Here is a 12,533-nt window from a genome sequence, read left to right as displayed (position 1 = left end):
GGAAGTTTCAGCTTGTAGAGAAACCTCTGTTTCTTTACAAGCTTTTTTCTTTCTTACCGCCAGGAGCGAAAGGGGCACCGCTCCTTGGGAGTTTTTTAACATCGACAATGACTCTCCTTCACCCCGCTCACCCTTGCTGGATGACAATCTTTTTCATATTCCGGCAGGCAGCGGTCATCAGCGCCAGTTCTTTCCCTATTTTTCCACGCAAACGGCAATAACGCAGCCCATGCCGTTCTTTTGAATCTGCGAACCTGCTTCGTACACATTCTCTCTCCTCTATATTCTAACGTCGGAATGAGGAGCGTTCGGTGGTGATGCCCGCGGATTCCATCCACCGATAAGAGGAATGTGACCCTTCCCACGACAAATGGACAACTCTACCTGGTTATCACAGGCTTTTCGTAGATGGAGAAGTCCTCGGTTTCCATATGAAATAATGGAAACGGGAGGGGCGGAAGGGATACAATAGGAATAACCGGACTTCTATACAGGTATGATAATCGGTTCAATTTACTTTTTAAGGAGTTAATGATGAAACAAGTTGTGAAGATTCTGCTGATCATTGTCGGAAGCGTTTCGCTTGGTCTGGGTATTCTGGGCATCATCCTGCCGTTGATTCCGACGACTCCGTTTCTACTATTAACAGCCGCTTGCTACGTACGGAGTTCTGATCGTCTGTACAACTGGCTGATGACGAATAAATGGTTTGGCAGTTATATACAAAATTATAAATCAGGCCGGGGGCTCCCCCTGAAAGCGAAAATATCGATCCTTGTAATGATTTGGTCTTCATTTTTATTCTCGGCTTTTTATATTGCACCAAATCTTCTTATGAAAGCCGGATTCATCTTCGGCGGGTGCTTTTTCACAGTGGTCATCTATCTGACGAAAACGTACAGGCCGGAAGAAGATCATTCCTGATTTTTTCTATTCAGCCTTATAGAATACGGAGAAACGTGGTAGGATGAGGACTGGTGTGAAAAAGCGGGAAAAGAACGTACAACAGGAGGTTGTGTAATGGATAATAACGATATATTGATTCGTCTGCGTTATGCTCTTGATTTGAGGGACAGCGAAATGAAGGAAATCTTTGAGCTCGGCGGCGAGGATCTGGCTGTGGAAGAGGTCAAGCTGGTGCTGACGAAAATAGAGGAAGACGATGAGGAAGCCGTGGACGGCATGGATTATATCAAGTGTACGAACAGTATGCTGGAATCTTTCCTGAATGGATTCATCATTTATAAGCGCGGTCCTCAGAAAACGAAGGACGGCGAGCCCGTCAAGCCTGACCGCTCCATCAAAAACCGTTCCAGTGTGAACAATGTCATGATGAAGAAGGTGAAAATCGCCCTGCAGCTGAAAAATGAGGATGTGATTGATATCCTTGATGAAGCGGGCGTAGCTATCAGCAAAGGCGAACTTAGTGCGATCCTAAGAAAAGAAGGGCATAAAAACTATAAGCCCTGCCTGGATAAGTTTGCCCGGAACTTCCTGAAAGGTCTGGCCATTAAGTATCGTACTTGAATGGAAAAAAAAGCGTCCGGATCAAACGAGGCCACTGAAAACCTCCTTCCTATCAAGAGAAGGGGGTAAAGGTGGTTGTTGCTTTTCACGAATCGCTTGTCGATGGATGCTTGCTGCGGGCACGGCCTCAGCTGACTTGGTCAAGAAAATCATTGGACCAAGTCGATCTTCGGCTCGCGCTGTTCCCGCAGGCGTCACCATCGAACGCTCATCGTGGAATCAACGGTAAGAACATCGCTCTTTTTTTGTACAATGAAAAGAATACATAAAGACACGGATATGCGGCTGCCTCATCTTCGGTCTCGAAGGCATGCGCCATCAAGGTGCCGTCGCGCTCTTTACAGCGAATGTGAAAAGAATCGTGACATGAATGAAGAAATAGAAAGGATAAGCCCCCCTGAAAATAGAAAAAAGCGGATGGCATGAAATATTTCATGCCATCCGCCTTTTTTAACTTGATCCTTCATTCAGTGGCCTCGATCAAACCGGATGCTTTTTTTATATGGAAGACACGTGGACGGGATCAATAGTGCTTGTGAGCGGATATTTCACCCGGAATTTACGATTGACAGCATGGATCAGCGCTTGTTTAGCTTCCTCAGATTTTATGGCACCTTCCTCAATATCCTCATGTTCCATCCTCACCTCAAAATCAATTTGATGATGTTTGTATTGGATTTTCCCTGAAACGACCATAGGAAAGAACCCCTCCTTATGCAGATCTTTTTAAGGAGAAGTTCCCTCTATGCCTATTGGTAAAACTTTCTTATTAAAAGCCTAAAAATCGTTTAAGGGGAATCTGGCTCAACAGGTTGACGTTCGCCTCTTTGCTTTCTGTTTTCACTTTTTTCACGAACGATTTCATGAATTCTTCCCAGATATCTAAATACATCTGCTTATCCTGCTCATTTTCTTTTACGCCTTCAACAGATAAGGAAAGGGCGGTGTTTAAGTGCTGCATGGACTGCTTCAATTCCTGGACGACTTCCTTCTGTTTATCTGAAATATCAAGGTTGGAGGCTTTCGATTCTTCAGTCAATCTTCATACACCTCGCATTCAATTGTGTCCATGTTGTCCATCGCTCGTTTCATCCGCTCAAATTTTACATCATCGACCATGTCCTGGATACGCTCACCTGAACTGACGAGCAGAAACTTCATTTCATGCGATACTTCCCTCATGATCGGTCTGATGGTTCGTTTGATCACTGGAAAGACAGCGGATCCCGCAATGAGAACGACAGATCCTACTGCTGCTGTCTGGATTAATCGTAAGAACATCGGTTGCACCTCCGTAATGATCGGTCTTGTCTTAAGGTTTGCCCCTGGGTGTCAGCTTTATACAGGGGATTATCCGGCAAAGGCCTGTACTACGGCTTTTCGTGCTGGGCTGGAGCCGGGGGCACGATGGAATAAGGCATACACAGGTCCCGCAGCTAGCGCGGACCCGCAGGCCGCTGCAAGGACGAGCGCCCAGCTGCTGAAGGATAAGGGGGCTGTATGGAACATCCCGGCAAGCGGTGGAACATAAATAGCTGCCAGAAGGGCCAGTGTGGACCCTCCGATAGCTCCGAGCAGGAACTTATCCTGTTTCCAGTTGATGGATCGTTCTTTTGCGTGCTGTTTACTCCAAGTGAACGTCTGGATGAGCTGTCCGGCTACAAGCGTAGCAAAAGCGGTCGTCTGTGCCTGCACGAGAGAAGCTCCAGCTCCCAGGCTTATTCCAAACAGGGCAAGGGTTCCGGCTCCAAGGAGGATGCCGCGGGTGATCACCTGGGTGTATAACGGCTTATCGGCAATCCGCTCCCGGTAAGGCTCCTCTTTCTGCTCTCCTGGATTAATGGCGAATACCATAGCCGGAAGCGCATCGGTTAATAAATTCATCAATAGGATTTGAATCGGTACAATCGGAAGCGGCATACCCGCCAGAACAGCAGTGGATGTGACTAAGATTTCTGCAATGTTCCCGGATAATAAACAACCGAGGGCCCTGCGGATGTTGCCGATGATGGAACGGCCTTCTTTCACGGCATCAAGAATCGTCTGGAAACCATCTTCTGTGAGGACGATATCGGCCGATTCTTTCGTGACAGCCGTGCCTGTCTGTCCCATGGCAATGCCGACGTCTGCCTTCTTAATGGCAGGAGAGTCATTGACGCCGTCACCGGACATGGCAACGACGTGACCCAGTCGTTGATAAGCTGCGACAATGCGAAGCTTATGATCAGGGGTGACGCGTGCATAAATGTGGACATCCCGTACTTTTTCTTCGAGTTCTTCCTCTGTCATCTGATCGATGTCTGTACCCGTTAAGACCTGTTCCGGTCCGCTGTTCAGACCGATCTGTCCTCCGATAGCTGCGGCGGTTTTTGGATGGTCTCCTGTAATCATGACCGTTTGTATACCCAGCCGTCTGCTTTCTTGGATGCTTTGCTGGATTTCCGGTTTCGGCGGATCCATCATGCCGACGATGCCGACAAAAATCAAATGGTTTTCCACTTCTTCTACCGTGTCGGATTCCGGTTCATCGGTAATGGGAGCATAAGCAAAGGCCAGGACACGCAGGGCTTGGTCGGCGAATCTGGTGTTCTTCTCCAGCCACTTCTTCTTGAAAGACGCCGTTATTTTTTTCTTTGTGCCATTCATTTGGTAATGCGTACAGCGGTCGAGAACTTTTTCCAGCGATCCTTTCGTCATCACATAGCATTGCTTGTCCTGAACAGATTCGCGGCAGACGACAGACATCATCCCTCTATGGGAATCGAACGGAATTTCATGGGTGCGGTGCCAGTGGGCAAAGCTGCCTTCCGTCAATCCGTACTTTCTTCCGAGCGTCAAAATGGCCGCTTCGGTCGGGTCGCCTTTGACTTTCCATTCTTCTTCATGCTGGTGAAGCTCTGTATTATGACAAAGCCAACCGATGCGGAGCAGGTCTTGGAAGTCCTGATTGTTTTCTGGACCGTGGATCGCTCCTGACGGATGATAGCCGGTGCCTTCAACTTTAAAGGAGGCAGAAGGTGTGGCGGCATTCGTCACAGTCATTTCGTTCTTCGTCAGCGTACCGGTTTTATCCGTGCAGATCACAGTAACGCGCCCCATCGCTTCGAGAGCACTCAGTTTACGTGTGACGGTTTTTTTCTTGGACAAGCGAAGGACGCCGGCACTTAAGGCTATCGTAATGGTAACAGGCAGTCCTTCCGGGATGGCTGAAGCAGCAAGGGCGACAGATGTAGTAAGCATCTGGCTGATGGTGCTCCCGCGTAGAAGGCCCGTAATAAATACGAGTGATCCAGTAACGAGAGCGACTTTTAAAAACATGCGGCTCACTTTGTCCACTTGCTGCTGGAGCATCGTTTTTTCATTCGGTTCCTCTGTCAATAATGTGACGAGGTGTCCCATTTCTGTGTGAAGGCCGGTATCAACGACAACGGCTTTCGCCCGGCCGCGGGTGACATCGGTTCCCATGAACAGCATATTGCTGCGATCGTTGATGGACGTCTGCGCCTGAATCGTAAGGGTTGATTTGGCGACAGGGAGAGATTCTCCTGTGAGCGTCGATTCGTTCACCTCCAGGTTGTTGGCCTGCAGCAGCTTCAAATCAGCCGGCACTCGTTCGCCTGCATCGATTTCTACAATATCGCCCGGGACGAGAAGATCGGCCTCCAACTCTGTTCGGCGGCCGTTCCGTATAACTGTACAGGCCGGCGCCTGAAACTCACTCACACTATTGAGAAGGTTGGCTGCTTTCTGCTCCTGATAGGCGCCGACCCCTGCATTGGCCAGCAGAATGGCCCCCATGACGATGCCTTCAAACAGGGCCCCTTGGAAGGCGCTGATGACAGCTGTTCCTGCCAGAATCAGCGTGGTGAATTCCTTCAACTGATTGAAGTAGACCGTAATCCAATGTGGACGGGCCTTTACCTGCCACTCATTCTTCCCATACTGCAGCCGCTTCTTTTTGACTTGAAGGGAGGAAAGCCCTTCGGCAGGATGGGTCTTCAATTGCTCGACAATGTCCTCATTGGCAAGAGAATGCCAGTTGGAAAAGGACTGCTGTTGTTCAAGCGCAGCCGCCAGCTCCAGCTTCCGCTTCTGTTTTTCTGCAGGCTTTTGAACTGCCTTTGTGTTGTATTTCTGCTTTTCAATGGAGGATAGAAAAAGCAGAAGCAGGGTATCGGCCATCAAATTAATGACAGGCGGGCTGTATCGTCCCATAAAGGCAAGGGCGGTTCCGGCAGCATTCCACGTACCGGAAATGCCGAGCTGCCATCGATTTTTCCTGCGAAGTTTCAGAGCCGTTTGTAATGTTTCGGTTATCCCTGATAATTCACTGGAAGAGATAGAAGGATAGTGGCTGAAACTCGAAGGAGCACCAGCTTCCTCAACGACTAGAACGTTTCTGGAATCAGCCGGCCACTCGCTCGTACCCTGAATGATCATCAAATGAGGGAACTGGTGGTGAATCAGTTCAGCAGTCTCCCCGAATCCTTCCACATGAATGTTGGTCTGTTCCGGCAGGGCAGCTAAAAAGGCCATCGCATCTTCTGTCAGCGACTGGTCATTTTCCATCAAGCGGTCAGGGTGGTTCAAGATAACGGTATCCAGTGCGGCGAGTTGGAACAACGAACCTTTATCGGGGAGCACGGCTCCGCTTTCCTTCAAATCAAATTCGGCTTTTTTCCATGTGATTTCAGCAGCGACACGTGCCGGCCGCGGGTTGGCAGCGAGCAGAATACCGATCGTAGAAACCACATTTCTGGTCAGCAGGAGGTTGGCACCTGCAGCAAGGAATCCGAGGCGTCCTGTCTGTTTTGCATACGACTCTACTTCAGGCAGAACATAGGACCCTTCCAGATAACTGTCTGTATCAAAGGCTTTCTGGCGCTGCCAGTTTAAAGCTGTGAGAATCGTTAGTCCGGCGAGAACGACGACATTTTCCCGGATGAGGGCAAGAGCCAGGGAGGCGGTCCCCAGCAGCCAGTCGATCTTCCATTCCGGAAAACGCTTGTTCACCTGCTGAATCCCCCGTTTGAAGTAAGGGTAGCCGGTCATGATGGCCATGCCCGCCCCCATATAAAAAGGAAGAGGATGGGACGCCAGAGCGGATGGACCCCGGATCCAGCGTTTCAGGCTGAGCACGAGCAGACCTCCTGCGCTCACCAGCCAGGCGAAGGGCAGAGAGCGGAGGTGTTTTTTCATTTTCGGGATGAGAGAAAGGTCTGGAGATCCTGGACAGGACACGGCTGCGGCCGCCTCCTGAACCATTTCAGGGCTTTCACAGCATCTGTGCTTCTGCTTATAATACGCTTGCTCAAACTCGGCGATCAGCTTAGTCAACTGCTTCAACTGAATGCGCGTTTCTTCAAATAAAAGAAGGACGTTTCCTGTCGTCGTGCTGGCTTTTACTTTAGTGACGCCTGGGATCGACTGGAAAATCCGTTCGAATTTCTGCTGAATCTCTGGATTTCTTTCAAGGTCATACAATTCAAAGCGAAGCTTTCCGGAGGATGCGTGAAACGCTCGCGTCCGTAGCTCTAAACTTTCATACATGCCCATCTTCCTTTACTGCCGATTTGTAAAATTCCTGTTAAATAACATAGTCGTTATTGTAAACTTCACAGCGTTATTTATTCATGAACAGAAGGATCTTTGATGAATGAAAGCGGGCGGGGCTGGAAACAATGAAAAGATAGAAGGAGGGTATTGCCATGTGGAAAAAAGTATTGGGCTTGAATAATCCCCTCGGCTGGGTCGTAGCAGGGGCAACCGTGCTCGTTTTTTCGGAGGACGCAAGAAAAGGTACACGTAAGGCCGTCGTTAAAAGCGTTGGTGCCGCCATGTATTTGGGAGATCGGGTAAAAGGTTTTGCTGTCGGTAACGGATTCGGCATCCAGCACCTCCTTGAGGATGCCCGCAAGGAGAAACAGCAGATGCGTTTGTCGGACGGAGGACTGACCCATTCCGTCAAAGAAGGGGTAAGCCAGGCAGCGGATGCGACGATGGATACGTACTCCAAAACGAAAGAGAAAATTGGACAGCTTTTTGATCAGCCGCACGAGCAGACACAGCCGGCTTTCGCAGCGAATGTCATGAATGATGAAGCCATGCAGGCAAAGCTCAGTGAAATAGCTGAGGAATTCCATATGAAACCGCCGAATGATCAATAAAGGCGTGAAAAGCCGGCAGGGAACCCGGCTTTTTTTATGGGCTGGAGGGTTCCTAGGTTTCTTTTTCTTGAAAAAGGGATACATATAAGGGAGATACTTATCGATGAAAGGATGGATTTTTCCATGAAGGTACTTGTCGTAGGAGCCAATGGTCAGGTAGGAAAACACCTTGTACAAAACATACAAAACCATGATGATATAGAAGCCGTAGCTATGATCCGTAAAGAGGAGCAGGCCTCCTATTTCAAAGATCTTGGCGCAGAAACCGTCATTGTTGATCTTGAGGATGAGACCGAAAAAATGGCGGAAGCCTTTGAAGGCGTGGATGCTGTCGTGTTTACGGCGGGGTCAGGTCCGAACACAGGACCGGATAAAACGGTAATGATCGACCTTGATGGAGCTGTGAAAACGATGGAGGCCGCCAAACAAAAAGGGGTCAGCCGCTATGTGATGGTCAGTTCCTTTGATACGACACGTGAGGCGATTCAGGGAGCCCCGGCGTCTTTCGCTCCGTATGTCATTGCGAAGCATTATGCCGATGACTGGCTCCGTCGTACGAACTTGAATTATACGATCGTCCATCCAGGTATTCTGACAAATGAAAATGGGACCGGTCAGGTAGAGGCAGCGGAGACCGTTGAACGGGGAGAGATTTCCCGGGAAGATGTTGCAGGTGTTCTGCTTTCGGTGCTTGAAAACGAATCAACGATTGGAAAAGAGTTTCAAGTCGTTGGTGGATCCACCTCCATCAAAGATGCTGTGAACAAACTCTAAGCTTTCGAACAGGGACAGCCTGCTGATTCAGCAGGTTGTTTTTTTATGTTTTCAGGTGCTGCTTCTTCTTTGATTACGTGGGTGTTACAGAATTAAAAGAACATAACAGATTATTTAAAACAAGGGGTTTTTCTTTAAAATATGTTATGATCAGTTTTGTCGTAGAAAAAAACGGCACCCATGATGCAGCGAATGTGCTGTCGGTATTTCAATTGATTTAGGTTTAATAAAACGGAGGTTATTTCATGATTTCTAAATGGAAAGCTAAATTGGAAGACCCCGCCAATAAGAAGAAAGTAATGATTTATGGAGCGGTGATGGCTGTCTTCTGGCTGAAGATGTATATCATCCAGAGCGGCATTTTCAACCTTGACGTTGAAAACTTCAATGAAGCCTTAATTCTGGCCTTCAACCCACTCAGCAGTATTTTTCTTCTATTTGGTGTAGGGATTCTGCTTGCCGGCCGTAAAGGTATGCTGGCCATGTATATTGTCGGATCGCTTTTATTATATTTTAACGTCTTATTTTACAGAGAATACTCTGATTTCTTGACCATTCCTATGCTTGGGCAGGCCGCAAACCTTGCCGGGCTCGGAGGGAGTATTACAGATATCCTTTCTTGGACAGACATTTTCTTGTTTGTCGATATTTTTGCAGCGGCCTTTCTTTTGTTCTATTTGAACGGGAAGCGCCTGACGTCTTTCCAGCCGAAGCGTAAAGAAGGTTTCATCCTTGCGGCGCTGGCCATCCCCTTGTTCATCGTGAATATCGGATGGGCGCAGACGGAACGTACTGAACTATTGCAGCGGGCCTTTGACCGCAATATGCTGGTGAAATATATCGGCGTTCTGAACTTCCACGCTTATGACGTCGTGCTTCAAGGACAGACCGAAGCGAAGAAAACGTTCGCAGACAGCAACGAACTCGTTCCGGTTCTCAATTATTTGAACGAAACGAAGTCCGGTGCAGGTGAAGAAATGGAAGGGGCAGCGGAAGGAAAGAACGTCATCCTACTTTCGCTTGAGAGTACGCAGACGTTTGTTGTGGATAACACATTGAACGGGGAAGAACTGACTCCTTATTTCAATGACTTGAAAGAAGAGGGAGCTTATTTCAGTAACTTCTACCATCAAGTGAAACAGGGACGTACGTCCGATTCTGAGTTTCTGCTCGATAACTCTCTCTATGGACTGAACCGTGGAGCAGCTTTCTTTACCCATTCAGGTAATGAGTATGAGGCCACTCCGGAAGTTCTTGATCAGGAAGGCTATACGTCATCAGTCATGCACGCTAATGATGCGACTTTCTGGAACCGGAACGTCATGTACGATTCTCTCGGGTATGATCGTTTCTATTCGAAGAAAGACTATGATGTAACGGAAGAGAAGTCCCACAGCTGGGGTTACTTGGATGAATATTTCTTTGAAGATTCCTTAGCGAAAATGGAAGAGATGGAAGAGCCGTTCTACAACAAGATGATCACGCTCACCAACCACCATCCCTTTACTCTTCCAGAAGATAAACAGCTGATTGAAAAAGGAGAAACATCCAGTCAGACGCTGAACAACTACTTCCAGACGATCCGATACCAGGATGAGGCATTGAAGCAGTTTGTGGAGGAATTCAAGCAGTCAGACCTCTATGACGACACGGTACTCGTCATATACGGGGACCACTTCGGGATTTCTGAAAACCACCAGCAGGCGATGGGGGAATATCTCGATAAAGATATTAACGATTACGAGCAGTTCCAACTTCAGCGAGTGCCGCTTCTAATGATTGGAGAAGGCATTGAAGGTAAGGAATATGACACCGTAGGCGGACAGATTGACCTGCGTCCGACCTTGATGAATATGCTCGGTGTAGAAGATGACAACCCGATCCAGTTCGGTCAGGACCTGTTCAACGAGGACCGTCAGGAGCTGATGGTCACACGTGACGGAAACTTCGCCAACGAAGAATATGTCGGCGTCAACGGCACCTGCTATGACCGGGAAACGGGTGAAGAGGTCGAAGACGCGGCCTGCGGAGAAGGCTTTGAACAGGCAGAAGAAGAACTGGCCTTGTCTGATTCCGTTGTATACGGAGACCTGCTTCGTTATCTGGATGAAACAGAGATGATTGAAGAAGAAGAGACGACTGATCAATAAAAATAGAGAAAAAAGAGTCTGCATATAGGTGCGGGCTCTTTTTTTTAGTGCTGTGTTTTTCTTGATGGTCCCTTTACGAATATGCCTCAATACGCTTGAAGCTCTGCCAGAAGGGTATCGTACAATAGGTTGCGTTATACAAAAGTACGTAAAAGGAAGGGGCACAGAATCATGTCTTCCGTTATTGAAACAGAAGTGATCGTCATCGGTGCGGGTCCTACCGGTTTGATGGCGGCCAATGAACTGAAAAAACAGGGCATCGACTTCATCTGTCTGGAGAAACGCGAGGCACCATCCGATCTCTCCAAGGCACTCGGCATTCAAGCGCGGACGATGGAAATGTTCGAGCTTCTTGGTGTGCACAAGGAATTTCTCGAAAAAGGTTATCCAGGCCCCGGGGCTAAGCTTCATCTTGGTGGAGAGAATGCCTCCGTTGTGGAACTGTACCATATTGAAAGCCGTTATCCTTACCTCTTAATCCTCCCTCAGAGTGAAACAGAAAAAATCCTGGAAAACCATCTCGACTCGCTCGGTGGTACAGTCGAACGGGAGCACGAGGTGATGGATGTTCATCAGGATGAAACAGGCGTATACGTCAAGGCTTCCTGTAACGGGAAAGTGAAGGAATATAAAGCGGACTATTTAATTGCAGCAGATGGCGCACACAGTAAAGTCCGTGAGGCGCTGCACGTCGATTTTGAAGGCGAAGATGAAGGGTACACCTTTTTCCTTGGTGATGTCGATGTTCCCGGTCTTGAAGAAATTTTTATTCATATGCACTTGAATGACCGCGGGGCAGTCGCCTTCTTTCCATACAAAGACGGCAGTTACCGGGTGGTCGGTTTTGACCGCGCCAGGCAGGGGCTTCCTCACAAAGATGAGTTGACGATGGAAGAACTGCAGGATAGCGTCAATACGGTTCTGAAATATTCCTACCGCCTTGAAAATCCGACATGGCTTTCCTATTTTGGTACTGCTCACCGTCAGGTCCCCGATTATCGGAAGAACCGGGTGTTTTTTGTTGGAGATGCGGCTCATATCCACAACCCTTTCGGAGGCCAGGGAATGAATCTCGGCCTGCAGGACGCTTCCAATCTGGGTTGGAAGCTGGCTTCAGTATTGAAAGGCTATGCTGCAGATTCGTTCCTGGATAGTTATCAGGATGAACGCTTTCCTATTGGGAAGGATGTTTTGAAAGAAACGTCCCGGATGTTGAAAGTCGTAAATCTGGAGGGAACCCAGGGAAAAGTCCGCAACTGGGCTGGAAAAGCAGCGCTGACTCAGGACTGGGTGCAGCAGAAAATCGCCAATCATCTATCCAATATCCATAACGAATATGAAAAGGTGAAACGGAATAAAGAGCTGAAGGATTCCACCCTGCCGCGTAAAGCGATCCAAGCCGGCCATCGTGTACCTGATCATCTTTTGTTTTTCGATGGGGCGAAGGATGAGAGGCTGTATCCGTTCATCTGCGAATATGGATTTGTCTGTCTGATCTATATTGATGCCCAGCATCAGGATGTCATAGATTATGCCTACACATTTGCGCAAAAAGTGAATGACCAGTTCCAAGGGCTGATGAAGATATTCCTTGTGGCTAAAGGTGGGACTGTCCATACGGATGGTGATGATTTACCGATCATTTATGATGTCCACCGGCACATGGAACGGAAGCTCGGCATGGAAAAAGGAAGTGCGCTTTTGATCCGGCCCGATGGCCATGTCGCCTTTCATGACACATCGATGGATGAAGAGAGGACGCTTGAGAAACTGCACCAGCTTTTTCAATAAACGAGAGAGGAAACCCGCTTCTATTAGAAGCGGGTTTCCTCTCGTGGAATCACCTTTTTATAATGAACGAAAATTCATTTTTGTCCTCTGCTGTGTGGATTGGTGAGGCTTACATGGAGCTGCC

Annotated in this window: 10 protein-coding genes; 6 read left to right on the top strand and 4 right to left on the bottom strand. The window is 48.3% G+C overall.

The window, feature by feature from the left end; translation table 11 throughout:
- Positions 1–534 precede the first annotated feature (534 nt).
- Together ACXADP_RS18265 and ACXADP_RS18260 are read left to right on the top strand one after the other, a co-directional pair.
- On the top strand, positions 535–924 hold the full coding sequence (locus ACXADP_RS18265; RefSeq protein ID WP_474967313.1) for a YbaN family protein: 390 nt from the start codon (positions 535–537) through the stop codon (positions 922–924).
- A gap of 96 nt (positions 925–1,020) precedes the next feature.
- Positions 1,021–1,527 (top strand): YehS family protein, encoded by a 507-nt coding sequence (locus ACXADP_RS18260; protein ID WP_474972113.1) that lies wholly within the window; start codon positions 1,021–1,023, stop codon positions 1,525–1,527.
- Positions 1,528–2,025: 498 nt separating this feature from the next.
- On the opposite strand, the gene ACXADP_RS18255 is transcribed toward ACXADP_RS18260, so the two are convergent.
- The 4 genes from ACXADP_RS18255 to ACXADP_RS18240 form a co-directional block, all read right to left on the bottom strand.
- On the bottom strand, positions 2,026–2,223 hold the full coding sequence (locus tag ACXADP_RS18255; protein ID WP_474972112.1) for a hypothetical protein: 198 nt from the start codon (positions 2,221–2,223) through the stop codon (positions 2,026–2,028).
- A gap of 73 nt (positions 2,224–2,296) precedes the next feature.
- A complete protein-coding gene (locus tag ACXADP_RS18250; protein ID WP_474972111.1) occupies positions 2,297–2,566 on the bottom strand; it encodes a hypothetical protein in 270 nt (89 codons plus the stop codon).
- Entirely contained in the window at positions 2,563–2,808 is a 246-nt protein-coding gene (locus ACXADP_RS18245; RefSeq protein WP_474972110.1) for a hypothetical protein, read from the bottom strand. The genes ACXADP_RS18250 and ACXADP_RS18245 overlap by 4 nt, the downstream gene beginning before the upstream one ends.
- A gap of 69 nt (positions 2,809–2,877) precedes the next feature.
- Complete coding sequence (locus ACXADP_RS18240; RefSeq protein ID WP_474972109.1) at positions 2,878–7,077, bottom strand: cation-translocating P-type ATPase; 4,200 nt, start codon at positions 7,075–7,077, stop codon at positions 2,878–2,880.
- A gap of 158 nt (positions 7,078–7,235) precedes the next feature.
- Between ACXADP_RS18240 and ACXADP_RS18235 the strand changes: the two genes are divergently transcribed.
- The 4 genes from ACXADP_RS18235 to ACXADP_RS18220 all read left to right on the top strand — a co-directional run bounded on the left by ACXADP_RS18235 (position 7,236) and on the right by ACXADP_RS18220 (position 12,409).
- The gene (locus tag ACXADP_RS18235; protein WP_474972108.1) at positions 7,236–7,694 is read left to right on the top strand and encodes a hypothetical protein; all 459 of its coding nucleotides are present in this window, start codon (positions 7,236–7,238) and stop codon (positions 7,692–7,694) included.
- A 123-nt stretch (positions 7,695–7,817) separates the two neighbouring features.
- Positions 7,818–8,468: an SDR family oxidoreductase gene (locus tag ACXADP_RS18230; protein WP_474967320.1), complete on the top strand. Its 651-nt coding sequence runs from the start codon at positions 7,818–7,820 to the stop codon at positions 8,466–8,468.
- Positions 8,469–8,713: 245 nt separating this feature from the next.
- Complete coding sequence (locus tag ACXADP_RS18225) at positions 8,714–10,618, top strand: LTA synthase family protein (RefSeq protein ID WP_474967321.1); 1,905 nt, start codon at positions 8,714–8,716, stop codon at positions 10,616–10,618.
- Between the two features lie 171 nt (positions 10,619–10,789).
- Complete coding sequence (locus tag ACXADP_RS18220; RefSeq protein WP_474972107.1) at positions 10,790–12,409, top strand: FAD-dependent monooxygenase; 1,620 nt, start codon at positions 10,790–10,792, stop codon at positions 12,407–12,409.
- Positions 12,410–12,533: the final 124 nt, after the last annotated feature.

This window comes from Halobacillus sp. AWH4_228 (assembly GCF_056158365.1).
Note: the sequence above shows the minus strand (reverse complement) of the source record. Positions and strands in the feature narration are given on the sequence as shown.

Excerpts from the sequence above, each read along its gene's own strand:
- ACXADP_RS18240 (WP_474972109.1), bottom strand. The coding sequence starts at position 7,077 with ATGTATGAAAGTTTAGAGCTACGGACGCGAGCGTTTCACGCATCCTCC.
- ACXADP_RS18235 (WP_474972108.1), top strand. The coding sequence starts at position 7,236 with ATGTGGAAAAAAGTATTGGGCTTGAATAATCCCCTCGGCTGGGTCGTA.
- ACXADP_RS18255 (WP_474972112.1), bottom strand. The coding sequence starts at position 2,223 with ATGGTCGTTTCAGGGAAAATCCAATACAAACATCATCAAATTGATTTT.
- ACXADP_RS18245 (WP_474972110.1), bottom strand. The coding sequence starts at position 2,808 with ATGTTCTTACGATTAATCCAGACAGCAGCAGTAGGATCTGTCGTTCTC.
- ACXADP_RS18220 (WP_474972107.1), top strand. The coding sequence starts at position 10,790 with ATGTCTTCCGTTATTGAAACAGAAGTGATCGTCATCGGTGCGGGTCCT.
- ACXADP_RS18260 (WP_474972113.1), top strand. The coding sequence starts at position 1,021 with ATGGATAATAACGATATATTGATTCGTCTGCGTTATGCTCTTGATTTG.
- ACXADP_RS18230 (WP_474967320.1), top strand. The coding sequence starts at position 7,818 with ATGAAGGTACTTGTCGTAGGAGCCAATGGTCAGGTAGGAAAACACCTT.
- ACXADP_RS18265 (WP_474967313.1), top strand. The coding sequence starts at position 535 with ATGAAACAAGTTGTGAAGATTCTGCTGATCATTGTCGGAAGCGTTTCG.
- ACXADP_RS18225 (WP_474967321.1), top strand. The coding sequence starts at position 8,714 with ATGATTTCTAAATGGAAAGCTAAATTGGAAGACCCCGCCAATAAGAAG.